The sequence below is a fragment of the Streptomyces arenae genome, assembly GCF_022343545.1.
Classification (GTDB): domain Bacteria; phylum Actinomycetota; class Actinomycetes; order Streptomycetales; family Streptomycetaceae; genus Streptomyces; species Streptomyces humi.
The window spans coordinates 112241-135534 of the sequence record NZ_JAKQYH010000008.1; the positions used below are offsets into that span (position 1 = coordinate 112241).

Consider the following 23294-nt stretch of genomic DNA (forward strand, 5'->3'; position numbering starts at 1 on the left):
TCCCTCGCGACGGCGCCGGTCAGAGGTCGAACTCGTGCGGCGGCAGGTCGAGCGTGAAGCAGGCCTCACGCACCACGGCCTGCTCCGTCTTGTCGAAGTCGCCGTCCGCGCCGCCGATGACGATGCCGATCTGGATGACGGCCCGTGCCTCGGCGGGCTTCTTCTTCGCCTTGGCGACCTCCTGCAACACGCTCACCTTGCCGAAGGCGAAGTCGGTCGTCAGCTTGTTCAGGTTCTCCTCGAAACGGCGGCGCAGGTCGTCCGCCGGGAAGTTCTGCAACACCTCGTTGGTGGCGATGAGCTGGGCGACCCGCTGCCGCTCCGCCGGGTCGATGGTGCCGTCGGCGGCCGCCACGAGCGCGCACATCGCCATGCTCGCGTCGCGGAACGCACCGCTCTTCAGGTCGTTCTTCTTCGCCACGAGCTGGGTCTGCATCTGCGTCGCGGAATCCTTGATGCGGTCCCACAGGGCCATGCGCACTCCTCGGTCGGTCCGGTGCCTGCCGGTGAATATCTTCTACAACAACGTAGAAACTGCCCCGGCCGCCGATAAGTTCCCGCGTCCTAGACTGGTCCCTCGATCCGGTGGACAGGAGGACGGCGACGGTGGCGACAGGGCCTGGCAGAGGTGACGGGGACCCCTCCGCGGACGTGCTCACGGAAGCGGCCGCCGCCTTCGGGCTGCTCGCCTCGCCCGCCCGGCTGCACATCGTCTGGACGCTGGCCCAGGGCGAGAGCGACGTCACCGGCCTCGCCGAACGGGTCGGCGGCGCGCTGCCCGCCGTCAGCCAGCACCTCACCAAGCTGAAGCTCGCCGGTCTCGTCCGCTCCCGCCGGGAGGGCCGCCGCCAGGTGTACCTCGTCGACGACCCGGACGTCGTGGACGTCGTACGGCTCCTCGTCGGCCGCCTCACCGACCGCACCACCGGCGCCGGCCTCCCGGCGCCCCGCCGGATCCGTGGACTCTGAGGACGAGGCCGCCACCGCACTTCAGGTGCTGCGCCGGCTGGAGACGGGACCGCGCGGGCTGACCGAGGCCGAGGCCGCGGCCCGGCTCGCCGACGTCGGCGAGAACACCCCGCCCCGCCCGGGCACCACCGCCTGGCCGCTGCGCTGCGCCCGCGCCCTGCGCGACCCGTTCACCGCCGTCCTCCTCACCCTCGGCCTGGTCTCCGCCCTCGTCGCCTCCTGGGGCACGGCCGTCGTGATCCTCGCCCTGGTCGCGGTCAGCGCCGGACTGCGCGCGGCCGGCGAGCGCCGCGCCGACCGCTCCCTGGCCGCCCTGCGCGAACTCGTCGCCGGTACGGCCACCGTGCTGCGCCGCGCCGGCCCGGACGCGGAGCCGCGGGCCCGGGAGGTCGCGGTCGCCGACCTGGTCCCCGGTGACGTCGTACGGATCGGCCCGGGCGACCTGGTGCCCGCCGACGTACGCCTGCTGCGCGCCCGTGGGCTGACCGTGCACCAGGCCGTGCTCACCGGCGAGTCGGCGCCCGTCGCCAAGGCCGCCGTCGACGCGCCCCGGCCCGCGGACGCCGGACCCTTCGACGAGCCGTACCTCTGTTTCCAGGGCAGCGGGGTCGCCTCGGGCAGCGCCACCGCGGTGGTCCTGGCGACGGGGCAGCGGACCCGGTTCGCCGCCGCCCAGACCGCCGTGGACGGACGGCGGGAGGCGAGCGCCTTCGACCGGTCCGTGCACGGCATCTCCTGGGTCCTGATCCGGTTCATGCTGCTGACCCCGCCCCTGGTCCTCATGGCCAACGCGGCCCTGCGCGGCCGGGGTCTGGAGACGCTGCCCTTCGCGGTCGCGGTCGCCGTCGGACTCACCCCCGAGATGCTCCCGGTGGTCGTCACCACCTGCCTGGCCCGGGGCGCCGCACTGCTCGCCCGCGCCCACCGGGTGGTCGTACGACGGCTGCCCGCGCTGCACGACCTGGGCGCGGCCGACGTGCTCTGCCTGGACAAGACCGGCACCCTCACCCAGGACCGGCCCGTCGTCGAACGCGCGCTCGGGCCGGACGGCGAGGAGAGTCCCGAGGTGCTGCGTTGGGCGGCGGTCGCCGCCTGGTGGACCCTCCAGCTCGCCGAACTGCCCGCCCCGGACGCCCTGGACGAGGCCCTGCTCACCGCGGCCGGACCGGTGGGGGAGGAGTACGACGGCATCGACGCCGTGCCCTTCGACCCCGAGCGACGCACCGCCTCCGCTCTCGTCACCGACGGACCCGGCACCGGACTGCTCATCACCAAGGGCGCCGCCGAGGACGTGCTGGAGCGGTGCGCCCTGGACCCCGCCGAACGCGCCCGTCTGCGCGGCCTCGCCGCCGGCCAGGCCGCCGCCGGGCTGCGGGTGCTGGCGGTCGCCACCGCCGAGCTCCCGCATCCCCGGCTCGGCACGGGCGGGGGGACCGCCGGCGCCCGCGGGCGCCCCGGCGCGGCCGCCGACCGGCACGACCTCACCTTCCGGGGCCTGGTCACCTTCCGCGACGCCCTCGCACCCGGCGCCGCCGAGGCCCTGCGCACCCTCACCGGGCTCGGCATCACGATCCGCGTGCTCACCGGCGACCACCCGGCGACAGCGGCCCGCGCCTGCCGGGACCTCGGCCTGGATGTCGGCGCGTACCAGGACCACGGCCTGGATCCCGGTGGCGGCGGCGGTGGCGGTGGAGATGTCGGTGGCGGTGGCGGTGGTGCTGCCGGTGATGGTGGTGCGGGTGGCGCTGGCGGTGCGGGTGGCGGTGGTGCTGACGGTGGTGCGGGTGGCGCTGGCGGTGCGGGTGGCGGTGGTGCTGACGGTGGTGCGGGTGGCGCTGGCGGTGCCGGTGCGGGGCCAGGTCCGGGCGTGGGTCTGGACGCGGGCCGGGTGGCCGTGGCCGGCGATCTCGACGACCTGGGCGCCACCGTCGTCGCCCGCTGCACCCCCGAGGACAAGGCCCGGATCGTCGCCGGGCTGCGCGCCGCCGGGCACACCGTCGGCTTCCTCGGCGACGGCATCAACGACATCCCCGCGCTGCGCGCCGCCGACGTCCGCATCGCACCCCGTACCGCCGTGGACCTCGCCCGCGAGACCGCCGACGTCGTGCTCGCCGAGAAGGACCTCGGCGCGATCGGACACGCCGTCACCGCCGGGCGGCACAGCAGCGCCAACATCGCCACCTATCTCCGGGTCACCCTCTCCTCCAACCTCGGCAACGTCATCGCGATGCTCTCCGCCGGCCTGCTGCTGCCCTTCCTGCCGATGCTCCCGGCCCAGGTGCTCGCCCAGAACCTGTGCTTCGACGCCGCCCAGCTCGCCTTCGCCCACGACCGCCCGGGTGCCACCGCACTGCGCCGCCCGACCGTGCTGCGGCCCCGTGCCTTCCTGCGGTTCATCACCGGCTTCGGGGTGCTGAACGCGATCGCCGACCTCGCCACCTTCGGCGTCCTCGCGATCGCCCTGCACGGTCCCGACGCCCTCGACGACGAGGCCGTCTTCCACTCGGCCTGGTTCACGGAGAACCTGCTCACCCAGGCGCTGGTGATGTTCCTGCTGCGCGGCGGCGGCCGTCGCGGGCCCATCGGCCGGGCCGCCGCCGCCCTCGCCGCCGTCGGTGTGCTGCTCCCGCCCAGCCCGCTCGGCGCGGTCCTGGGCATGACCGGGCTGCCGCCCGCCTGCCTCCTGCTGCTGGCCGTCGTCCTCGGCCTGTACGCCCTGGCGCTGCGGGCGGTGCGGACCCGCCACGACCGCCGCCGGCCCTGACACTCATGGGGCCGGCTTGGGGTTCCGTTTTCCACTCGGGTTGTACAGTTGCGCAATGTAGCAATCATCGCTGCCCGGCCGGGGCGCAGAAGGCACCCTCCGTCGGCACGGACCAACGTGAGAAAGGGAGGGGGCGGTCATGCTCCGCAACGGACTGGAACCCTGGCACCTGCTGATCGTCGCGATCGTCTTCATCGTGCTCTTCGGTTCCCGGAAGCTGCCCGACACCGCCCGGGCCCTGGGCAAGTCGATGCGCATCCTCAAGAGCGAGGCGAAGGCGATGAAGTCGGACGAGGCGTCGGCCCCGGTGGAGCCGACGTCGGTCCAGATGGCGGCGGAGCCGGCCAAGGCGCCCGCTCAGCCGGAGCCCAAGCCGGCCGGCGAGCCCACCGTCACCACGGGCTGACCTGCTAGTCCTCGTCTCCTTCGAAGAAGTCGCCGATCTCGTCGACCACCTCGGCCGCCACCATTCCGCCGACCACGCCCAGCGCGAGGCCCGCCGCACCCGCGGCGACCGCCGTGCCCAGGCCGGCTCCGGAACGGTGGTGGTCGTCTTCGTGTGCGTCGTACCCGCCGTGGCCGTCGTATCCGCTGTGGCCGTAGGCCGCATGGGCGCCGTAGGCCTCGCGGTGGGCGATCAGCCGGCTGATCCAGCTGTCGACCTCGCTGTTCCAGTCCAGGGTGTGGGCGTCCTCGTGGCGCACCGAGAACCGGGTCAGCGCATCGTGCCCGGCGGAGAACGCGCCACCGCGTTTGTCCGCCTCCAGCACCACCTCCAGGCCCGCGGGGGAGGCGAGGAAGGTCAGCTCGATCTCGTTCACCGCGTGCGCGTACCGCGGCGCCGGGGTCAGCTCGATCTCCTGGTAGAACGGCAGCCGCTGGCCGGTGCCGCCGATCCGGCCGTACTCCAGATCCGCCGAGCGGAAGCCGAAGCCGAGCTGCCCGAGGGCCTCCAGGACCGCCTCCTGGACGGCCAGCGGCCGCACGGCGAGCGGGTCCAGGTCGCCCTTGTCCCGGGCGCCGGCCAGACCGACCTCCGTGCGCACCCCGAGCACGATGCCCAGGGGCTGGCCGTACAGCTCGGTGACCGGTGTCTCCCACGGCAGCGATACGGCGAACGGCACCTCCCGCTCCTCCTCGGGCCCGAGCCGGAAGCCGCCGCCCACGGTGAACCGCTCGAAGACGACCTCGCCCTCGCTCTCCCCCTCCTCGTGCTCCGCCTCCACGCGGGCGAGCAGCTCCAGCCCGATGTGCTCGACCTCCGCCGCCGCTGAACCGCCCTTCAGCCACACCCGCCCCGTCAACATTCCGCCGGGCAGCACCGCGCCGCCGTCCAGCACCGTGTCCACCGAGGGCCCGCCGGCACCGATCGCCCCCAGCAGCCGTTTGAACACCATGAAGCCGCCGCTCCTTCGCCGCACTCGTCACTCACACCCGGACCGGCCGTACGCGGCCCGGCTGCCAGATGAACTGGCGGGAACGGCAAAGAAGTTCCCAAGTCACCTGTTCGGGGGAACGAAACGCCCCCGCACATGGAGAAGAGGCGGACCGGGAACATCGGTCCGCCTCTTCTCGTGGATTCAGGCCGGCTCTCCCGCACCGTCTCCGAACCCCTGCGCGGCCGCCCGCGCGGCCTTGCGTCGCTTGCGGCGGCTCACCCGGGGTTCCTGGTCCGGGAGCCAGCCGAACGCCAGGCAGCTGCCGACCACTCCGAGGAGCAGGCCGACCATGAAGCCGCCCAGGTTGGAGGTGACCCAGCTGCCGAGGGAGCACAGCACGCCGAGGATGGAGTAGAAGAGGCGCTGCGAAGGACTGAAGAGGGTCAGCAGGCCGCACAGCACCATGACCACCGGCAGCAGATAGCCCACCAGACCCTGCATACCGATATGGATGACGACCTTCAGTGAGGCCTTCTCCGTGAGCAGGATCCAGACGCCGCCCAGGGTCAGCAGCAGCCCGCCCACGAACGGCCGACGGGCCCGCCAACCGCGGAAGGCGGGCCGCCACCCCTCATGGGGAGTGTCTGTGCCGGACATCAGCAACCCGAGCTGCTGAAGCTGAGTTTCAGGCCGGGAAGCTTGAACACACCGGCGGTGGTGGCGTAGTTGGTCTGCCGCAGGTTGTCGATGTGTACCGTGTCGGCCTGCTGACTGAAGACGCCCAGAGGTCCCTTGACCCCGGCCTTGGTGAGGGTGCTCGCGTCGTTGCCGATCTCGATCTTGTTGAACGACGCGTCGCCCGTCAGCTCGGTCGAGTCGGTGGTCAGGTCGGTCGCCTGCACCTTCGTCGATCCGCTGCCCGCCTTGATGAGCAGGTTGGTGCCGCCGAGGTCGACGCTCTGGCACAGGCTGTCCAGGGTCGCGTTCTTGATCGCGGAGGTGACGACGAGCACCTGTCCGCCGGTGTCACCGGCGTTGGGGCTGTTGTCGGCCATGCTGTCGAGCGCGCCGAACTGCTCGAAGCCGGTGCCGTCGAGCGACTTGGCGGTGACCGTGAAGGGCATGCCGGAGATGGAGAACGACACCCCGAGCGCCCCCTGGGCGGTCAGGATCGCGAGGCCGGCAAGGCCCAGCGTGGCCGGTACGGCCATGACGGCGGCCCGGCGTGCCCGGACGCGTCCCCGTCTCTGCTGCCCCCCGGTGGTCCCGGTGGTCTCTGATGTCTCGGAAAGAGAACCGCTTCCCGGGTTCTCTGGCGTGTTGTCGGCGGACGGGATGTCCGGGGACGAGGCCATGTCTGCTCCCATGCATTAGTCACGCGGGTTGGGCTTCAGTGGCACGTTGTCCTGGCGCGGACAGCGGCTGCCGCGCACGCCTCCTCGCAACTCCCGGCGGGCGCAAGGGCTTTCTCGTTACGCAGCAGTAGCCAAGGCGCAAGTTACCGGCGGTTACTTTTCAGGGTCAAGACAGTTGTGAAAAAAGGGTGTTGAATATGCGTCAGTTGTGTTCCGGCCTCGGCATCCCTTGATCGGTTGCTCAACTCGCTTGATCGGCCTTGACGTTGACGACTGATCAGGTCTACAACTCTCCCTGGTTTCCTTCGGATCCGTGGCGCCGGATCCGCCGAGCGGCATCGACCGCTTCCCGGCCTCCTCGATCTCCGCTCCGCTCAGCGGCGTCGGCACGGTCGCTTCCCCCCAGGGGCCGTGCCCGAACGCCCTTTCACCGGCCCGGCCGGAGGCCTAACCCCCCCAGGTTTCCGGCCGGTCCGGCTCGGCTGCCGTTGTCGGTCCGTCACGTACGGAGAAGGCGTCACGGGCCGGCAACGGCTGGCGCACTCAGGCGCCCCCAAACCCCCACCCTCACGCAAGTCCCCCCAAAGAAAGAGGCAAACCCGCATGCGTACGCGATCCCTCCTGGCCCTCGCCGGTACCGTCGTCGCCCTCTCCGTCGCGGCCACCGTCCCGGCCTCCGCCGACGGCGCGGTGCTGACCACGGGCAGCGCCGGCGGCACCGCCGTCGCCGTCGGCGACACCCTCAGCGCCTCGCTGGCCAGCGGCACCACCGCCACCCTCTACTCCAGCGCCACCAGCACGAGCGGCATCACCTGCGCGGCCTCCACGTTCACCGCGACGGTCTCGGACAACCCGGCCGCCTCCGGTACCGCCACCGAGTCGGTGACCGGACAGACCTTCGGCAGCTGCACCAGCAACGTGACCGGCGTGACCGGCGTCTCCAGCATCACGGTCGACAACCTGCCGTACGCCAACGCGGTGGCCTCGGGCGGTGCGCTCACGGTCACCCCGGCGAGCGGCTCGACCATCCAGACCACGGTCAAGCTCACCACCCTGCTGGGCAGCATCACCTGTGTCTACCAGGCCGCCAGCCTGACCGGCACGACCGACAACAGCGACAACAGCGTGAACTTCAGCAACCAGGCGTTCACGAAGACCTCCGGCTCGATCCTCTGCCCCTCCGCCGGCTACTTCACCGCGAAGTACGCCCCGGTCACCGACAACGGCGCCGCCGTCTTCGTCAACTGACCCTCTTCTGAGAGGCGTCAGCGTCGACGCAGACGCAACGCCAGGGCGGCGCCCCCGGTGAGCACCAGCACCGCGGCGGCGCCGCCCGCCACCAGTGGCGCCGACGGACCCGCACCGGAGTCCGTGTCGGAGGCCACCGGAGTGCTGTCGGCGGCGGTGGTGTCTCCGGTCGTTGGGGCGGTCGGGGTCGCCGTCGCCGTCTGCACCGCGGAGGGCTCGGCGCTCTTCGAGGCGCGCGCGGTCGCGCCCGCACTCGACCGCGTCTTGGTGTCCGTGGCCGCCGTGGCGCCGGCTGCCGCGGTGCCGGATGCCGTGCCCGCGGCCTTCTTCGCCGTGAACACCACGTCGGAGCACGAGTAGTAGGTGTCCGGCGTGCTGCTGTTCTGCCAGACCGTATACAGCAACTGACGTCCCGTCCGGTCGGCCGGGAGCTTCGCGCTGAAGTGGTAGGCCCCGTTCGTCAGTGGCGGGTCCCGGAACTCGGCGAAGGGCTGCGCGGGCAGATCGGACCACTTCAGCGGCTTCCCCGGGTCGTAACCGGGCTTCGTCAGATACAGCTTGAACGTGCCGGCGTGTGCGATCGTCGAGGCGTACGTCATCGTCATCCGGGCGCCCGGGGTCAGCCGGGTCGCGGGCCAGTCCGCGCGCGCCAGGTCGAGCCCCCGGTACGCCGGCAGGTTGCCGCTGCACAGCTTCCCGTCCGGAATCACCTGCCGGTCCCGGCCGTTCACGCCCGCCACCCGCATGTCGTCCCAGGTGACGAAGTTCTGCCCGCTCGCCGCGATCGCGGCCTTGCAGGCGGCCGTCGTGGCGCTGCCGCCGCTCGGGGAGCAGGCGTAGACGCGACTGACGGGATCGGTGGGCGCGCCGTGCGCGCGGGCGGACCCGGCCGCCCACGACAGGAGCAGCAGCGGAGCCGCGACGGCGGCTCCCACGACTCTCAACTGGGTGGTCGTCCGAGTCATCCGGAACGTCTCCTCGGCGGGGGGCGGGTACAAGGTGTGCCGAGTGAGTACGGGAATCGGCGGCGCGCCGTTCAATGCGGCTGGTCACAGGTGCGGGTGATGTGGTGGCCGCCGACCGGCTCATCCCTTTTCGCGGGCTTCCCCGTGCTCCCGGGCGCCATTGAGAACCAACCGTCCGGCTCGTATCGTGGCGATCACCAGGGTGTGCCGAGCCGTCCGCACCACCGAGGGAGACCGGCGCCAGCGCGAGGGAGGGGCGTGTTCTGAACTCGTCCGTTCGTGCAGCATGGACGCCGGTCGGACGGCCGGGCGCGCGACGTGCGCGTGTCCGGCACCGGGTCCGCGCAGTTGCCTCCCACTGCCGCACGGTGAGCTATCGTGTGCACGGGGTAAAAACAAACCGCATGCCCCGTCGGTTTGGAAGCCGCAGAGTCACAAGCCGCAAGCCGTGAAGGAGCGTTGAGTCGATGGCGAGGCAGTTACGCGCGGAGCAGACCCGCGCCACGATCATCACGGCCGCCGCCGACCTGTTCGACCGGCACGGCTATGAATCCACCAGTCTCAGCGAGATCGTCGAACACGCGCGGGTCACCAAGGGCGCCCTCTACTTCCACTTCGCCGCCAAGGAGGACCTGGCGCACGCCATCATGGAGCTCCAGTCCCGTACCTCAAGCCAGTTGGTGCGGGAGATGGACAGCCGTGGCTACTCCTCGCTGGAAGCCCTGATGCGCACCACGTTCGCGATCGCCCGGCTCTCCGTGGACGGCCCGATCCCGCGCGCCGGGCTGCGGCTCGCCACCGCGGACGTCACGGTGAAGCCACCGCTCAGACACCCCTTCACGGAGTGGCTGGAGTTCGCGACGCGCAAACTCATGGGCGCCGTCAAGGAGTCCGACGTGCACCCGGACATAGACGTGGGCGCGGTCGCGCACTCGCTGGTCTGCTTCTTCGTCGGCACCCGGGTGGCCGGCCGCAACCTGGAACCGGTGGCCCGGCTGCCGCGCCGGGTCGCGGAGATGTGGTACCTGATGATCCGCGGCCTGGTCCCGGTGCACCGGCGGGCCCGCTACATGACCCTCGTCACCCACTTGGAGCGCGAGATCAGAACGGCGTGACAGCCACCTCCGGTTCGGCGGAGCCGGGCAGACCGCGCGATAGCGTGGCGCACATGCCCGACTCCGCCGCCGCACCCGTGATCCTCGGCACCACCGGCCCGTTCCCGCACAGCGTGCTGGCCGAACGGCACCCCGCGATCATCCGCCAGGTGCGGGACGCCTTCCCGTACGGCCCCGAGCAGACCCGCGCCCTCGACGAACTGCTGCTCAACTGCACCGAGGGCGCGATCGAACCGCCGCCGGGCGACCCGGACGGATGGCGTGCGTGGGGACTGGACACCTACGCCGGACAGTCCTGGTTCGACGTGCCCTGGCTGTGGTCCGAGAGCTGGTTCTACCGGCGGCTCCTCGACGCCGTCGGCTACTTCGGCCCCGGGCCCTGGCAGGGCATCGACCCGTTCCGCCCGTTCAAGCTCGCCGAACTCGACGCCAAGGAGACCGACGAGGAACTGGCCGCCCTCGACGACCTCGGTGACGATCCCGGTCTCGCCCTGCTGCACGGCTCGCTCTGGGGCAACCGCGCCGACCTCGGCTTCCGGCTCTCCGCCGAGTCGGCAGAGGCCGTCTCCGCCTTGGTCGCCGACGACAGCGCCGCCCTCCGGCCGTTGCTGAGCGGCGGCACCCTGTGCCTGGTCGCCGACAACGCGGGCCGTGAGCTCGTCCCCGACCTGCTGCTGATCGCCCACCTCCTGGACACCGGGGCCGTCGGCCACGCGGTCCTGCACGTCAAGCCGTACCCCTACTACGTCTCCGACGCCACCACCGCCGACGTGCTCGACGCCCTGCGCAGGCTCACCGCGGCACCGGGCGCCGCCGCCGGATACGGCCGTACCCTCTGGTCCGCGATGGCCGACGGCCGCCTCACCGTGCGAGCCCACCCCTTCTCCTGCGCCCCGCTGCCGTACGCCGAGATGCCCGGCGACCTGCGTGCCGAGTTCGCCTCCGCGGCGCTGACCGTCTTCAAGGGCGACCTCAACTACCGTCGACTGGTGGGTGATCGGCTGTGGCCGCCGACGACTCCCTTCACCGATGTGACCGACTGGTTCCCCGGGCCGGTGGCCGCGTTGCGCACCCTCAAGTCCGACGTGATCACCGGCCTGGCCGCGGACACGGTGGCGGCCCTGGACGCGGCCGAGGGGCAGCGCTGGCGCACGGCCGGCACCCATGCCCTGATCCAGGTCAACGCACGTACGCCGGAGGCGACTTGATGCCGTTGACGATGTTCGGGACGAGCCGCCCGGCGGGCCCGACGGGCTCGACGGCGAGCTGGGCGGGCCGGGTCGACCATGTCGTCGACGGCGGCGAGGAACTGGACGTCCCAGCGGTCCCGTCGCGGCCGGACGGCCATGTGGCCCGGGTGGGAGAGGACTAGGCCCTGTCTGACAATTGGCGTCTGCCGCGCGACGCCATGCACGTACTCTCGCCGCACCGGCCCCAGACCCGAGTACGCCCAGTACGAGGGCCTGGGGCCGGCACTCCCCCAGCCTCCGGCCGGGGGACCCCCAGAGCACGCACCTGACGCCGCGCGGCCGCCCTTCGGGCGACGACGCGAATTGTCAGACAGGCCCCAGCGGGAACCGCTCGGCGGACTGCCCGAGTGGTTCGGCGCCGCGCACGGCTGAGCACCGGACCCGGCGAAGTTCCCGGAATCCTCCCCGGTTCACGCGATGGTGTGATCATGTGCCCCGGAGCGGATGGCCGTCTGAGCAGGCGGGTAGTGCCCCGGCCATGACGCAGCCGTTCGAACTCCCGCACTTCTACATGCCGTATCCCGCGCGGCTCAACCCCCACCTGGAGGAGGCGCGGGCCCATTCCACCGGGTGGGCCCGCGAGATGGGCATGCTGGAGGGCTCCGGGATCTGGACCCAGGCGGACCTGGAGGCACACGACTACGGCCTGCTCTGCGGTTACACCCACCCCGACTGCGACGGCCCCGCCCTCTCGCTGATCACCGACTGGTACGTGTGGGTGTTCTTCTTCGACGACCACTTCCTCGACATGTACAAGCGCACCCAGGACCGCGCCGCCGGCAAGGCCCATCTCGACCGGCTCCCGCTGTTCATGCCGCTCGACCCGGCCACGCCCGTGCCGGAACCGCGGAACCCGGTGGAGGCGGGCCTCGCCGACCTGTGGGCGCGCACCGTGCCGTCGATGTCGCTGGACTGGCGCCGCCGGTTCTCGGTCGCCACCGAGCACCTGCTGAACGAGTCGATGTGGGAACTGGCCAACATCAACGAGGGGCGGATCGCCAACCCCGTCGAGTACATCGAGATGCGCCGCAAGGTCGGCGGCGCCCCCTGGTCGGCCGGTCTCGTCGAGTACGCGACGGCCGAGGTGCCCGCGGCCGTCTCCGGCTCGCGGCCGCTGCGGGTGCTGATGGAGACCTTCGCCGACGCCGTCCATCTCCGCAACGACCTGTTCTCCTACCAGCGCGAGGTGGAGGACGAGGGCGAGAACAGCAACGGCGTGCTGGTCCTTGAGACCTTCTTCGACTGCTCCACCCAGGAGGCCGCCGACACGGTCAACGACATCCTGACCTCCCGCCTCCACCAGTTCGAGCACACCGCGCTCACCGAAGTACCCGCCCTGGCCGCGGAGCAGGGACTCACCCCCGACCAGGCCGCCGCGATCGCCGCCTACACCAAGGGGCTGCAGGACTGGCAGTCCGGCGGCCACGAATGGCATCTGCGCTCCAGCCGCTACATGAACCAGGGCGCCACCTCGACCGGCCCCTCCTGGCAGAGCCTGACCGGGCCCGGCACCTCCGCCGCGGACGTCGGCGCCTTACTCGCGACGGCCGCCGCGGAGCGTCTGCGCGCCTACTCCCACGTGCCCTTCCAGCAGGTCGGCCCCTCCCTCCTGCCCGACTTCCACATGCCGTACGAGGTGGAGCTCAGCCCGCACCTTGACGCCGCCCGCCCCCGGCTCGCCGCCTGGATGCACACCACCGGCATGCTCGCCGAGGGCGTCTGGGACGAGGACAAGCTCGCTGCGTCCGACCTCGTGCTCTGTGCCGCCGGCCTCGATCCGGACGCCACCCCGGCCGAACTCGACCTCAGCGCCCAGTGGCTGGCCTGGGGCACCTACGCCGACGACTACTACCCCCTCGTCTTCGGCACCCGCGGGGACCTGGCCGGCGCCAGGCTCGCCACGGCCCGGCTCTCCGCCTGCATGCCCGTCGCCGGCGAGCCCGTCCCGCTGCCGGTCACCGGCATGGAACGCGGCCTGGCCGACCTGTGGGCCCGCACCACCGCCGCGATGGGCCCCGAGGACCGGCTCGCCCTCAAAGGGACCGTAGACGAGATGACCGAGAGCTGGCTCTGGGAGATGTCCAACCACCTCCAGCACCGCATCCCCGACCCCGTCGACTACCTGGAGATGCGCCGGGCCACCTTCGGATCCGAACTCACCCTGAGCCTGGCCCGCCGCGGCCACGCCCCCGCGATCCCCCCGGAGGTCTGCCGCAGCGGCCCGGTCCGCTCCCTGGAGAACGCCGCCATCGACTACGGCATGCTCGTCAACGACGTCTTCTCGTACCAGAAGGAGATCCAGTACGAGGGCGAGCTCCACAACGCGATCCTCGTCGTCCAGAACTTCTTCGGCGTGGACTACCCGACCGCGCTCCGGGTCGTGAGCGATCTGATGACCCAGCGGATGCAGCAGTTCGAGCACGTCGCCGCGAACGAACTCCCGGTCCTGTACGACGACTTCGAACTGCCGGGCGAGGCCCGCGAGGCCATGCGGGCGTATGTCCACGACCTGCAGAACTGGATGGCCGGAATCCTCAACTGGCACCGGCACGTCGACCGCTACAAGCCGGACCACCTCGCCCGGCGGGCGCACGGCTTCCTCCCGGACCGCCCGCCGCTCGCCCCGCGGCTGGGCGTCGGCTGACGGGCCGTCGCCGGCCCCCGGCCCGCCGGAGGAGGGCGGTGCGGGACGGCCTCGACGCGACCGTCCCGCACCCGCCGTCATATCAGCCGGAAAGAGCTGTCAGCATCCTTCGGTGATGCCCGTCACGCCGGCCTCGAAGACCGCACTTGACTTTCCGGTCGGGGTGAGCCAGCACGAGCTGTTCGCGCCGACGTGGACCCTTACGTATATACCGCTGGAACAGTGGTTGTTGTAGTAGATCCGGGTCGACGTGAGCCCGTCGCTGAACGAGTAATTGGCGTAGGAACCCTGTGGCAGGGTGCAGGCGAAGCTGTAGCTGGCCCTGGGGCTCACCACCTGCTCATGAGTAGCGGAACCGGTCTGCGTCGCCGCGCCGCTGACACCCGTTCCGAGTGCGAGCAGGAAACCCGTCGCCGCGACTGTCGCCACTGTTCTGCGCATTTTTTACCTCTCATGGAGAAACGATTTACCTTCGTTGATCCCTTGTGCAGGCGCTAACTATTCATGGCGTTTCCGCGGATTGCCAGGGGATATTTTCGGTCAGGGTGCCGGGGGAATGGCGGAAATTAATGCTCCCTGAATTCATGTAATTGTGGTGCAATCGCGGCGCCGGAATTCTTTCCGTCCGGCCCGGTCGCGTGGCATGTCCGCCGGCCGCCGGGGAACGGCAGTCTCACTCGTTCGTGTCTCGTGGCGCCCGCGTCTGCCGGGTAGGGCTGGGGCTGGAGGCGAACCATGGAACAGACCGTTTTGCGTCCCAAGCCGATTCCCGGTCAGGAACGCGGGGACGAACCCCCACCCGAGGCCGTCCGACGGCCGCACGCCGCGCGCCGCCGCGGCAACCGGATCGGGACCCTGCTGTTCGGCGCGTGCGTCGGCACGGTCCTGCTGCTGTCCGGGGTCGGACTGGGCACGGTCGGCGCGACCGTGATCGGCGCGAGCAGGCTCGCGGAGCTGCGGCACCAGACCCCGCCGCCCACCCCGGGCGCCGCCCCGTCCGCCACCCCGAGCCCGTCCTGGACGGTCGCCGCGACGCTGGGCGTGGAGGTCGTCGACGCCGAGAAGGTGGGAGCCGTGGTGGTGGGCGTCCACGTGCCCGGCCCGGGCTACACGGCGGGCCTGGTGCGGGGCGACGTACTGCTCCAGCTCGGCGGCACGCGGATCGACAGCGCCGCCGACCTGGCCCGCGCGGTGACCGGAGCGAGGCCGGGCAGGGAGGTCAAACTCACGGTGCGGCACGAGAGCGGGGGGTATCAGCAGCTGACCGTGGTGCCGGGGATCGTCACGTGACGGCCTGCGCTCGCCCCCGTGGCCGCGACTCGCCACGGTGTTTCCGCGCGAACCGGCTCGCGCGCCCCCTCCTCTGCGGGCAGGATGCATGCCGAGGCCCGTGAAGCCACCTCACCCGCGCAAGGAGGCCCAGGATGACCGGCAGCAAGCCCGCGCCCTTCACCGCCGACGACTACCGGGCCCGTATGACGCGCGCGGCGCACACCGCGGCGGACGCCGGGCTCGCCGGTCTGCTGATCGCTCCCGGACCCGACATGGTGTGGCTCACCGGCTACACGCCCACCGCCGTCACCGAACGGCTCACCCTCCTCGTCCTCACCCCCGGCCGGGACCCCGTCCTGGTCGTCCCGACCCTGGAGGCACCCGACGCCGCGAAGGCCGACGGCGCGGCCGTCCTCACGCTGCGGGACTGGACGGACGGCAAGGACCCCTACGCCGTCACCGCCGACCTGCTCGGCACCACAGGCCGCTTCGGTGTCAGCGACAACGCCTGGGCCATGCACCTGCTGGGCTTGCAGAGGACACTCCCCGACACCTCGTACGCCTCCCTCACCGACGCGCTGCCCATGCTCCGCGCCGTGAAGGACGCGGCCGAACTCGAACTGCTCGCGGCCGCCGGAGCGGCTGCCGACGCGACGTTCGAGGAGATCCGTAAGGTTCCCTTCGCCGGCCGTCGCGAGTCCGACGTCGGTCACGACCTCGCCGGCCTGCTCCGCCGCTTCGGCCACGAGCAGGTCGACTTCACCATCGTCGGCTCCGGACCCAACGGCGCCAACCCGCACCACGAGGTCGGCGACCGGGTCATCCAGGACGGCGACATGGTCGTGCTCGACTTCGGCGGCCTCAAGGACGGCTACGGCTCCGACACCACCCGCACCGTGCACGTGGGTCCGCCGACCGCCGAGGAGCGCGAGGTCCACGACATCGTGCGGGCCGCGCAGGAGGCCGGCTTCCGGGCCGTCCGTGCCGGGGCCGCCTGCCAGGAGGTCGACCGGGCCGCCCGCGCGGTCATCACCGACGCCGGGTACGGCGAGTTCTTCATCCACCGCACCGGCCACGGCATCGGCGTCACCACCCACGAGCCGCCGTACATGATCGAGGGCGAGGAGCAGCCCCTCGTGCCCGGCATGTGCTTCTCCGTGGAGCCCGGCATCTATCTGCCCGGCCGCTTCGGGGTGCGGATCGAGGACATCGTCACGGTGACCGAGGACGGCGGACGTCGTTTCAACAACACCACCCGCGAGATGGTCGTCGTGGGCTGACCGACCCGGCCCCGGCAGCACCAGCCCGCCCCAACCCACCCCCGACGGCAACGGCGCGATCCATGACCCAGGCACCGACTCCCACCGCGGACACCGTCCGCCGACTGGTCCGTTCGCTGCTCAAGGAGAGCGCGAACGGCACCGCGGGCCCCGAAGTCCGGCCCGTCGCGGAGGGCGGCGAGCACTCCACCTGGTGGGTCGGCGCCCGCCATGTGCTCCGCCTCGCCCCGGACCGCGAGGCCGCCGTGCGCCAGCGCCGCGAACTGCGCCTGCGCGACCTGGTCCGCCCGCACCTGCCCGTCGCCGTCCCGACCAGCGTCGCGCACGGCGAGTGGTCGCCGGGGCTCACCTACACCCTGGACACCGTGATCCCCGGGGGTACGGCCGAGGAGCACGACGTCTCCGCGGTCGGCGAGGCCGACCTGGCCGGGCTGCTCACCGGGCTGCGCGAGGTGCCCGTACGGCAGGCGGAGACGCTCGGCGTGCCGCGCACCGCGCCGCGCTCCCTGGAGGCGCTGCGCCGGATGGCCGTGGCCGCCGCCGAACGGCTCGCGGCCGCCGACGAGTTCGACCCCGCCCGGCTGCACCAGCTCACCCCGCCGGGCGCCGCCCAGCTCGCCGCACAGCCCGGTACAGCTGTGCTGGCCCACCACGACCTCAAGGGCGAGCACCTCGTGGTCAGTGCCGACGGCAGGGTGCGCGGCGTCCTCGACTGGACCGGCACCGCGGTCGGCGACCCCGCCGAGGACATCGCCGGGCTCGCCCTCGCGGTCGGCTCCGGGGCGGGCGTCCGCGCGGCCACCCTGGCCGGCTACGGCGCCCGTCCCTGCCTGCGCGGCCTGTGGCTGGCCCGCTGCGACACCGTCATCCGCCTCACCGACCGCCTCGAAGGCCGCGACGACAGCCCCCTCACGCTGCTGCGCGCCCGCCTCCGGCGCGCCTGGGAGACGATCCTGCTGGAACGCGTCTCGGACCTCCGCGAGGACGACACGGACGAGGCGCCGTAAGGGGCCACCGCGCTGCCGCAGCGGCCCAAGCCGGCACAGGAGTCGCGGGCCGTGCGGCTTTACGTGCGCGGGCGTGCGCCTACGGCTGGGTCAGGACCACGCACGACTCGGCCGGTACCCGGAGCACGCCGTCCGCGTCCGGGGCCGTCACGGTGTCCCACGCGGCCAGGACCTCCGCCCGTCCGGTGCCGAGCGGGATCGCGGCCGGCTCCTTGCCCAGGTTCACCGCCACCCGCACGTCCCCGCGGCGGAACGCCAGCCAGCGGGCCGCCGCGTCGTACGCCACCTTGGTGTCGGCGAGGTCGGGGTCGGTGAGGTCCGGCTGTTCCCGGCGCAGCGCGATCAGCCTGCGGTACCAGGCCAGCACGCGCGCGTGCGGCTCGCGTTCCGGTTCCGACCAGTCCAGGCAGGAGCGCCGCCGGGTCGCCGGGTCCTGCGGATCGGGTACGTCCTCCTCGGCCCAGCCGTGCGCCGCGAACTCCCGGCGCCTGCCCCGTCGTACCGCCTCCGCCAGGTCGGGGTCCGTGTGGTCGGTGAAGAACTGCCAGGGGGTGCCGGCCGCCCACTCCTCGCCCATGAACAGCATCGGCGTGAACGGCGCCGTGAGCGTCAGCGTGGCCGCGCAGGCCAGCAGGCCGGGGGAGAGGGTCGCCGAGAGCCGGTCGCCCTGGGCGCGGTTGCCGACCTGGTCGTGGGTCTGGGTGTAGCCGAGCAGCCGGTGCCCCGCCACCCGCGCACGGTCCAGCGGACGGCCGTGGTGGCGGCCCCGGAAACTGGAGTACGTGCCGTCGTGGAAGAAACCGCTGGTGAGCGTCTTGGCGAGGGCGGCGAACGGGTCGCGCGCGAAGTCTGCGTAGTAGCCCTGGGACTCGCCGGTCAGCGCGGTGTGCAGGGCGTGGTGGAAGTCGTCGTTCCACTGTGCGTCCAGGCCCAGCCCGTGTTCCGCGCGGGCGGTGATGACCCGTGGGTCGTTCAGGTCGGACTCGCCGACCAGGAACAGCGGGCGGCCCGACTCGGCCGCCAGGGCCGCCACCGCCGCCGACAGCTCCTCCAGGAAGTGGCACGCGCGCGTGTCGCACAACGCGTGCACCGCGTCCAGGCGCAGCCCGTCCACGCGGTAGTCGCGCAGCCACGCCAGCGCGCTGCCCAGCAGGTACGCGCGCACCTCGTCCGAGCCGGGCGCGTCCAGGTTGACCGCCGAGCCCCAGGGCGTGTGGTGCGTCTCCGTGAAGTACGGCCCGAACGCCGGCAGGTAGTTCCCGGACGGGCCGAGGTGGTTGTGGACGACGTCCAGGACGACGCCCAGTCCCAGTTCGTGCGCCCGGTCGACGAACCGTTTCAGCGACTCGGGGCCGCCGTACGGCTCGTGCACCGCCCAGAGCGAGACCCCCTCGTAGCCCCAGCCGTGCCGGCCGGGGAACGGGCAGAGCGGCATCAACTCCACGTGTGTGACACCCAGTTCCACCAGGTGGTCCAGGCGCTCGGCGGCCGCGTCCAGGGTGCCCTCCGCGGTGTAGGTGCCGACGTGCAGCTCGTAGAGCACCGCGCCCGGCAGCCCACGGCCCGGCCCTGCGGCCCGCCACGCGTACCTGCCGTGGTCGACGACCGCGCTGAGCCCGTCCGGGCCGTCCGGCTGGCGGCGCGAGCGCGGGTCGGGCAGCACGGGACCGTCGTCCACCGCGAACCCGTACCGGGTGCCGTCCTCGGCGGCCGCCTCCCCGGCCCACCAGCCCGCCCGCCGTGGATCGCGCTCCAGCGCGTGCGTGGCGCCGTCACAATGGAGCGTCACCCGGTCTGCCTGTGGTGCCCACACCTCGAACTGCACGGACGGTCCCCTTCGTCTGGCTCATCGTGAGGTAGTCCTTCCATCGTGCCGCGAAAGGGATCAGTCCGCTTTTGAATCAGCTCTTTCCCGGTGGGTGTCGTCGTACGTACGCGCGCGTGACGGCCGTTTCCCCGTTTTCTGGACACCCGGGGTTCACTGACCCAGAATCAGCAGCGTGACGTCGTCCTTCGAGTTCAACACGTATCCCGCGCGGCTGTCCGACGCGGAGCGCGACAAGGCGCTGAGCGTGCTGCGTGACGGCGTCGCGATGGGACGGCTGTCGCACGACACCTTCGTGCGCCGCATGGAGCTGGCGCTGGCCGCCCGCCGCGCCGACGAACTCGCCGCGCTCACCGCCGACCTGCCGCAGGAGAACCGCTTCGCGCGCGTGCTCTTCGGCGCCGTGGAGGCCGTCTCCGGTTTCACCGTGCGGCTGCGCCGGGCCTGGCAGGCCGAGCGGCTGCCCAAGCTGCTGCTGCCGCACCCGGACAGCAACTATCCACTGCGCATCGGCCGCGACCCCGCCAGCGGGCTGCGGCTCAACCACGAGACGGTCTCCCGGGTGCACGCCGAACTCCGGCGCCAGGGCGGCCTGTGGATCCTCAGGGACCTCGGCTCCACCAACGGCACGACCGTCAACGGCCGCCGGGTGACCGGCGCCGCCGTCGTCCGCGAGGGCGACCAGGTCGCCTTCGGACGGATGTGCTTCCGGCTCGCGAACTCCTGACCATCCGCCGCCCGGCGCCTGGCCCTCGCCCCCGTCCGGCGCTGGAGCTCCCGTGTCCTGGGTTGGCTGAAAAGTGTTTGTCGGCAGCGGTGTTGACGTACCTCCCAAGTCGTGACTGACTGTGCGTACGCCATGCACACCACGTGAACCGACGGCACCGCATTGTGGAGGTGTGTCCTGCCGCCACTGCTCCGCTACCCGTCCGTTGACGAGCTGGCCTCCCGAGCGGCCGCACTGGTCGCCGACCGTCCCCGGGACGCCCGGCTGCGCCGGGTCGGTACCTCCCGCGCGGGCATCCCGATGTGGCTGCTTTCCATCGGTCACGGCACCCGGCACGTCCTCGTCGTCGCCGGACCGCACGCCAACGAACCCGTCGGCGGTGCCACCGTGCTGCGCCTCGCCGACCGGGTCCTCGCGGACCCGCGTTTCACCGAGGACGCCGACGTCACCTGGAACCTGCTGCTGTGCCTCGACCCGGACGGCTCCCGCCGCAACGAGGGCTGGCTCGCCGGTCCGTACACCCTTGGCCACTACTTCCGGCACTTCTTCCGGCCCGGCTTCCTGGAACAACCCGAATGGCTGCCCGACGGCGCGGACACCGTGACACTGCCCGAGACCCGGGCGCTGCTCGACCTCCAGGACGAACTACGGCCCTTCCTCCAGTGCTCGCTGCACGGCGTCGACGTCGGCGGCGGCTTCGTCGAGCTGACCCGCGACCTGCCAGGCCTCGCCCGGCGCCTCGCGCACACCGCGACCCGGCTGGGCATCCCCAGGGAACTCGGCGCCTACGACACCCTGTACTGGCCCACCCTCGGCCCGGCCGTCTACCGCGTGCCGCCGCCCCGCCGGGGCGACCTGGCCGCCGCCATCACCGAGGCCGCCGTCGAGTCCACCTGGTTCCACCCGTACCGGCACGGCACCGTCACCGCCATCGTCGAGGCCCCCATGTGGGGCGTGGCCGCCGTTCAGGACGGCACACCGCCCGCGGACCGGGACGCGGCGCTGCGGGCCGTCAGCCGGACGCTGCGGCACGACACGATCCTCCTGGACGGCGTCCTGGAGCGGGTCCGTGGCCGGCTCTCCGAAGCGCCGGACGCGGCCCGGCTGCTCGCGCCGGTCGACGACTACCTGCTGGTCGGCCCCGGCCTCGCCCGTGCCTGGGACCCCGACACCGACGCCGGCAGCGCCCGTCCGCTGCCCCCGCTCAGCAACGCCCACCTGGTCGCCCTGCGCATCGCCGGGCGCCGGCTGGCCCTGCGCACCGCCGGCCTGCTGCACCGGCTGCTGCGCGGCACCGGACAGGACCCCACCGGCGCCCTGTCCGACCTGGACCGGCTGATCGACACCTGGTGCGCGGACTACCAGGACAGCCTGGGTGCCCGCTGGATCCCGGTCGCACGCCAGGCCGAGTACCAGACACGTGTCGTCCTGAGCGCGTTCGAACTGGCCCGCCGCCACGCGCCCGTGGCCGCCCGTTCGGGTGAGCCGGACTGGGGGACCGAGCCGGCGCTGCCGATGCACGGGGAATGATCCGTCTCAGCACAACGACAGCGGCCCGCGGTGCCCTGCTGGCGGTCGCCGCCCTGCTCGCCGCCGGGCCAGCCCAGGCCGCGCCGCACACCGCCGACACCGGCGACACCGGCGACTACCTGTACCTGACCGTCACCCGAGGGGACGCCACGTCCGCTGACACCGGCAGCACGCACAACGCGCTGCTGCTGTGCGACCCGCCCCAGGGGTACGCCCGCGCGGCCGAGGCGTGTGCCGAACTCGGCACGGTGGGCGGTGACATCGCGCGCCTCGCCCCGGTCAAGGGCGCCGTCTGCCCGATGGTCTACGCCCCGGTGACCGCCCAGGCGCGCGGGCAGTGGAACGGCCGGCCGATCGAGTACCGCGAGACCTACGCGAACGCCTGCGTCCTGGCCGCCCGCACCGGCCCGGTCTTCACCCTCGACTGAGCCGCGGCCCCGCCGGCCGTACTGCCTTGCCTGCCCCTGCCCCTGCCCCCGCCCTCACGCCGCCCGTTCGCGTGCGTGCTGGGCGGCCGCCAGCACCGTCCGGGACTGGTGCTCCACCTGGCGCTCCAACGGCACCCAGCGGGCCTGGAAACGGGCCGCGTAGGCGTCGCACCAGGAGGCCACCAGCTCCTCCAGCCGCGGCGCCGCGCGGTCGTCCGCCTCCCGCAGCACCCGCAGCAGCATCGACGCCGCCCGCAGCGGCAGCCGCCGTCCGAAGGCGTCCACGCTGCCCACGTACGCCCTCGTGGTGTCGATCGGCGGCCGGCGGATCCAGTCCTCGGACAGCCCGGGGATCAGCCCCAGCGCCCAGCGGGCCGCCCGCAGCAGCGGCCCGTCCGGGCCGTCCAGCCTGGGCAGCGCCTCGGTCAGCACCCGCTCCACCTCCCGCGAGTCCCGCAGCAGCCGCCGTGCCAGCCGCCGCATCGCCGCCGCCGGCGCCGGGTGCGGTGCCGGGTCGTCGACGAGGTCGCTCGCCCACATCGGCACCTCCACGACCGCCGTCAGACCGCCGTAGCGGTGCGCGTGGTACCAGGTGCTGTGCCGCGCGTCGTCCGGCATGCTCGGGTACGCCACCCCCGAACCCGGTCCGGGCATCACCCGCACCCCGGGGCCGGAGGCCGGCCAGCCCGCCGCGTCCGAGGCACCCGTCTCCACCGGGATGTGCAGCTCCGCGGCCGACTTGGCGAACGGCTCGGCGAGCCCCGGTACGTCCCTCGTCAACTGCACCCAGCTGCCGCCCAGATCGGTGCCGTGCAGCGTCACCTGGAGGTAGGGGCGCAGTTCGTCGATCACCCCGAGCAGCGCCACGGTCTCGGGTGGCAAACGGTCCGGCGGCAGTACCGACGGCGACCACTCCGGCTGCTCCGGGCCCGCCGGCCGGTAGAAGCCGAGGTGGTAGTCGAGCAGGCTGCGCGGGGCCGGTGTGACGTGCAGGCTCGCGCCGTCCGGGTCCGCGCAGAGCAGGAAGTGCCAGGAGGTCTCCGCCCGCAGGCCGCGCTCGTTCAGCACCCGCTCGGCCAGTGCCTGGAGGGTGCCGCCCCCGGTCGGTTCGTTGGCGTGGGCGCCCGCGACGACCAGCACCGCCCGCCGGGCCTGCCCCATGGACAGCAGGTGCAGCGGTCTGCCCCCGCGGGAGACGCCGATCTGCCGCAACGTGCACAGGCCGGGCCGGAGAGCGGCCAACGCCCGGGCGGTCGAGATCAGTTCGGGAACACTGGGGTAGCGCAGCTCCGGCAGGAGACTCACCCCCGACTTGTCCGCCCGGCTTCGCACTCCCCAGTCCCGCACGGGATAGGTGAACTGTCAAGAACCTCCCGGGGGAGGCTCCAGGGGGCGCCCGGAGGCACGTGCGGTCGGCCCGTCGGACGGTCGGCACCGGCCGGGGTCGCGAAGCCATTACGGGGCGCGGAACGACTCCGCGCGCCCACTACCGACGCGGCCCGGGCCCGACGGGTTTCGTCAGCTCCCGAAAACAGT

General features: G+C 72.5%; 22 protein-coding genes. 14 read left to right on the plus strand and 8 right to left on the minus strand.

What is annotated here, in order from left to right:
- Positions 1-19: 19 nt before the first annotated feature.
- Positions 20-475, minus strand: a complete 456-nt coding sequence (locus tag MB828_RS04520; RefSeq protein WP_046732632.1) for a tellurite resistance TerB family protein — start codon at positions 473-475, stop codon at positions 20-22.
- A gap of 131 nt (positions 476-606) precedes the next feature.
- Here MB828_RS04520 and MB828_RS04525 point away from each other — a divergent pair, with 131 nt between their 5' ends.
- From MB828_RS04525 to tatA, 3 genes are all read left to right on the plus strand, one after another.
- A complete protein-coding gene (locus tag MB828_RS04525; protein WP_046732631.1) occupies positions 607-969 on the plus strand; it encodes an ArsR/SmtB family transcription factor in 363 nt (120 codons plus the stop codon).
- Positions 959-3733 carry an HAD-IC family P-type ATPase gene (locus MB828_RS04530; protein ID WP_301647014.1) on the plus strand — a complete coding sequence of 925 codons (2775 nt, stop codon included), beginning with the start codon at positions 959-961 and terminating at the stop codon, positions 3731-3733. The genes MB828_RS04525 and MB828_RS04530 overlap by 11 nt, the downstream gene beginning before the upstream one ends.
- 139 nt (positions 3734-3872) lie before the next feature.
- Positions 3873-4139 carry a Sec-independent protein translocase subunit TatA gene (gene tatA / locus MB828_RS04535; protein WP_301647015.1) on the plus strand — a complete coding sequence of 89 codons (267 nt, stop codon included), beginning with the start codon at positions 3873-3875 and terminating at the stop codon, positions 4137-4139.
- 4 nt (positions 4140-4143) lie between these two features.
- Here tatA and MB828_RS04540 read toward each other — a convergent pair whose 3' ends face one another.
- The 3 genes from MB828_RS04540 to MB828_RS04550 all read right to left on the minus strand — a co-directional run bounded on the left by MB828_RS04540 (position 4144) and on the right by MB828_RS04550 (position 6467).
- Entirely contained in the window at positions 4144-5130 is a 987-nt protein-coding gene (locus MB828_RS04540) for a sporulation protein (protein ID WP_301647016.1), read from the minus strand.
- Between the two features lie 183 nt (positions 5131-5313).
- Positions 5314-5769 (minus strand): DUF6114 domain-containing protein, encoded by a 456-nt coding sequence (locus MB828_RS04545; protein WP_301647017.1) that lies wholly within the window; start codon positions 5767-5769, stop codon positions 5314-5316.
- Positions 5769-6467 (minus strand): DUF6230 family protein, encoded by a 699-nt coding sequence (locus tag MB828_RS04550; protein WP_301647018.1) that lies wholly within the window; start codon positions 6465-6467, stop codon positions 5769-5771. Before MB828_RS04550 ends, MB828_RS04545 begins: the two co-directional genes overlap by 1 nt.
- Positions 6468-7070: 603 nt before the next feature.
- Between MB828_RS04550 and MB828_RS04555 the strand changes: the two genes are divergently transcribed.
- Positions 7071-7715: a Tat pathway signal sequence domain protein gene (locus MB828_RS04555; RefSeq protein ID WP_133027662.1), complete on the plus strand. Its 645-nt coding sequence runs from the start codon at positions 7071-7073 to the stop codon at positions 7713-7715.
- A 17-nt stretch (positions 7716-7732) separates the two neighbouring features.
- Here MB828_RS04555 and MB828_RS04560 read toward each other — a convergent pair whose 3' ends face one another.
- Positions 7733-8680 carry a lytic polysaccharide monooxygenase gene (locus MB828_RS04560; protein WP_301647019.1) on the minus strand — a complete coding sequence of 316 codons (948 nt, stop codon included), beginning with the start codon at positions 8678-8680 and terminating at the stop codon, positions 7733-7735.
- Positions 8681-9147: 467 nt separating this feature from the next.
- Here MB828_RS04560 and MB828_RS04565 point away from each other — a divergent pair, with 467 nt between their 5' ends.
- From MB828_RS04565 to cyc2, 4 genes are all read left to right on the plus strand, one after another.
- Entirely contained in the window at positions 9148-9795 is a 648-nt protein-coding gene (locus MB828_RS04565; protein WP_046732623.1) for a ScbR family autoregulator-binding transcription factor, read from the plus strand.
- Between the two features lie 53 nt (positions 9796-9848).
- Positions 9849-11003 (plus strand): damage-control phosphatase ARMT1 family protein, encoded by a 1155-nt coding sequence (locus MB828_RS04570; RefSeq protein WP_301647020.1) that lies wholly within the window; start codon positions 9849-9851, stop codon positions 11001-11003.
- Positions 11003-11167: a hypothetical protein gene (locus tag MB828_RS04575; protein ID WP_301647049.1), complete on the plus strand. Its 165-nt coding sequence runs from the start codon at positions 11003-11005 to the stop codon at positions 11165-11167. The genes MB828_RS04570 and MB828_RS04575 overlap by 1 nt, the downstream gene beginning before the upstream one ends.
- A gap of 356 nt (positions 11168-11523) precedes the next feature.
- Positions 11524-13689 (plus strand): germacradienol/geosmin synthase Cyc2, encoded by a 2166-nt coding sequence (cyc2, locus tag MB828_RS04580; RefSeq protein WP_301647021.1) that lies wholly within the window; start codon positions 11524-11526, stop codon positions 13687-13689.
- 99 nt (positions 13690-13788) lie between these two features.
- On the opposite strand, the gene MB828_RS04585 is transcribed toward cyc2, so the two are convergent.
- Positions 13789-14130, minus strand: coding sequence for a hypothetical protein (locus MB828_RS04585; protein WP_301647022.1), 342 nt, complete (start codon positions 14128-14130; stop codon positions 13789-13791).
- Positions 14131-14424: 294 nt separating this feature from the next.
- Between MB828_RS04585 and MB828_RS04590 the strand changes: the two genes are divergently transcribed.
- The 3 genes from MB828_RS04590 (at position 14425) to MB828_RS04600 (ending at position 17248) form a co-directional block, all read left to right on the plus strand.
- Positions 14425-14979 (plus strand): PDZ domain-containing protein, encoded by a 555-nt coding sequence (locus MB828_RS04590; protein ID WP_133027657.1) that lies wholly within the window; start codon positions 14425-14427, stop codon positions 14977-14979.
- A 134-nt stretch (positions 14980-15113) separates the two neighbouring features.
- Positions 15114-16241, plus strand: coding sequence for an aminopeptidase P family protein (locus MB828_RS04595; RefSeq protein WP_301647023.1), 1128 nt, complete (start codon positions 15114-15116; stop codon positions 16239-16241).
- A gap of 62 nt (positions 16242-16303) precedes the next feature.
- Positions 16304-17248, plus strand: a complete 945-nt coding sequence (locus MB828_RS04600; protein WP_301647024.1) for a phosphotransferase family protein — start codon at positions 16304-16306, stop codon at positions 17246-17248.
- A 79-nt stretch (positions 17249-17327) separates the two neighbouring features.
- Here the strand turns inward: MB828_RS04600 and treZ are convergent, their stop codons facing one another.
- Positions 17328-19073: a malto-oligosyltrehalose trehalohydrolase gene (treZ, locus tag MB828_RS04605; RefSeq protein WP_301647025.1), complete on the minus strand. Its 1746-nt coding sequence runs from the start codon at positions 19071-19073 to the stop codon at positions 17328-17330.
- A 175-nt stretch (positions 19074-19248) separates the two neighbouring features.
- On the opposite strand from treZ, the gene MB828_RS04610 reads away from it, so the two are divergent.
- The 3 genes from MB828_RS04610 (at position 19249) to MB828_RS04620 (ending at position 21758) form a co-directional block, all read left to right on the plus strand.
- Positions 19249-19800, plus strand: a complete 552-nt coding sequence (locus MB828_RS04610) for a DUF1707 and FHA domain-containing protein (protein WP_133027653.1) — start codon at positions 19249-19251, stop codon at positions 19798-19800.
- Between the two features lie 162 nt (positions 19801-19962).
- On the plus strand, positions 19963-21330 hold the full coding sequence (locus MB828_RS04615; RefSeq protein WP_301647026.1) for a M14 family zinc carboxypeptidase: 1368 nt from the start codon (positions 19963-19965) through the stop codon (positions 21328-21330).
- Entirely contained in the window at positions 21327-21758 is a 432-nt protein-coding gene (locus MB828_RS04620; RefSeq protein WP_301647027.1) for an SSI family serine proteinase inhibitor, read from the plus strand. The genes MB828_RS04615 and MB828_RS04620 overlap by 4 nt, the downstream gene beginning before the upstream one ends.
- A gap of 54 nt (positions 21759-21812) precedes the next feature.
- Here MB828_RS04620 and MB828_RS04625 read toward each other — a convergent pair whose 3' ends face one another.
- Complete coding sequence (locus MB828_RS04625) at positions 21813-23063, minus strand: M14 family zinc carboxypeptidase (protein WP_301647028.1); 1251 nt, start codon at positions 23061-23063, stop codon at positions 21813-21815.
- Positions 23064-23294: the final 231 nt, after the last annotated feature.

What these genes read in the sequence shown, in the direction of transcription:
- MB828_RS04570 (WP_301647020.1), top strand. Translation starts at nt 9,849, where the DNA reads ATGCCCGACTCCGCCGCCGCACCCGTGATCCTCGGCACCACCGGCCCG.
- MB828_RS04555 (WP_133027662.1), top strand. Translation starts at nt 7,071, where the DNA reads ATGCGTACGCGATCCCTCCTGGCCCTCGCCGGTACCGTCGTCGCCCTC.
- cyc2 (WP_301647021.1), top strand. Translation starts at nt 11,524, where the DNA reads ATGACGCAGCCGTTCGAACTCCCGCACTTCTACATGCCGTATCCCGCG.
- MB828_RS04560 (WP_301647019.1), bottom strand. Translation starts at nt 8,680, where the DNA reads ATGACTCGGACGACCACCCAGTTGAGAGTCGTGGGAGCCGCCGTCGCG.
- MB828_RS04600 (WP_301647024.1), top strand. Translation starts at nt 16,304, where the DNA reads ATGACCCAGGCACCGACTCCCACCGCGGACACCGTCCGCCGACTGGTC.
- MB828_RS04620 (WP_301647027.1), top strand. Translation starts at nt 21,327, where the DNA reads ATGATCCGTCTCAGCACAACGACAGCGGCCCGCGGTGCCCTGCTGGCG.
- MB828_RS04520 (WP_046732632.1), bottom strand. Translation starts at nt 475, where the DNA reads ATGGCCCTGTGGGACCGCATCAAGGATTCCGCGACGCAGATGCAGACC.
- MB828_RS04585 (WP_301647022.1), bottom strand. Translation starts at nt 14,130, where the DNA reads ATGCGCAGAACAGTGGCGACAGTCGCGGCGACGGGTTTCCTGCTCGCA.
- MB828_RS04540 (WP_301647016.1), bottom strand. Translation starts at nt 5,130, where the DNA reads ATGGTGTTCAAACGGCTGCTGGGGGCGATCGGTGCCGGCGGGCCCTCG.
- MB828_RS04595 (WP_301647023.1), top strand. Translation starts at nt 15,114, where the DNA reads ATGACCGGCAGCAAGCCCGCGCCCTTCACCGCCGACGACTACCGGGCC.
- MB828_RS04575 (WP_301647049.1), top strand. Translation starts at nt 11,003, where the DNA reads ATGCCGTTGACGATGTTCGGGACGAGCCGCCCGGCGGGCCCGACGGGC.
- MB828_RS04550 (WP_301647018.1), bottom strand. Translation starts at nt 6,467, where the DNA reads ATGGCCTCGTCCCCGGACATCCCGTCCGCCGACAACACGCCAGAGAAC.
- tatA (WP_301647015.1), top strand. Translation starts at nt 3,873, where the DNA reads ATGCTCCGCAACGGACTGGAACCCTGGCACCTGCTGATCGTCGCGATC.
- MB828_RS04545 (WP_301647017.1), bottom strand. Translation starts at nt 5,769, where the DNA reads ATGTCCGGCACAGACACTCCCCATGAGGGGTGGCGGCCCGCCTTCCGC.
- MB828_RS04565 (WP_046732623.1), top strand. Translation starts at nt 9,148, where the DNA reads ATGGCGAGGCAGTTACGCGCGGAGCAGACCCGCGCCACGATCATCACG.
- MB828_RS04590 (WP_133027657.1), top strand. Translation starts at nt 14,425, where the DNA reads ATGGAACAGACCGTTTTGCGTCCCAAGCCGATTCCCGGTCAGGAACGC.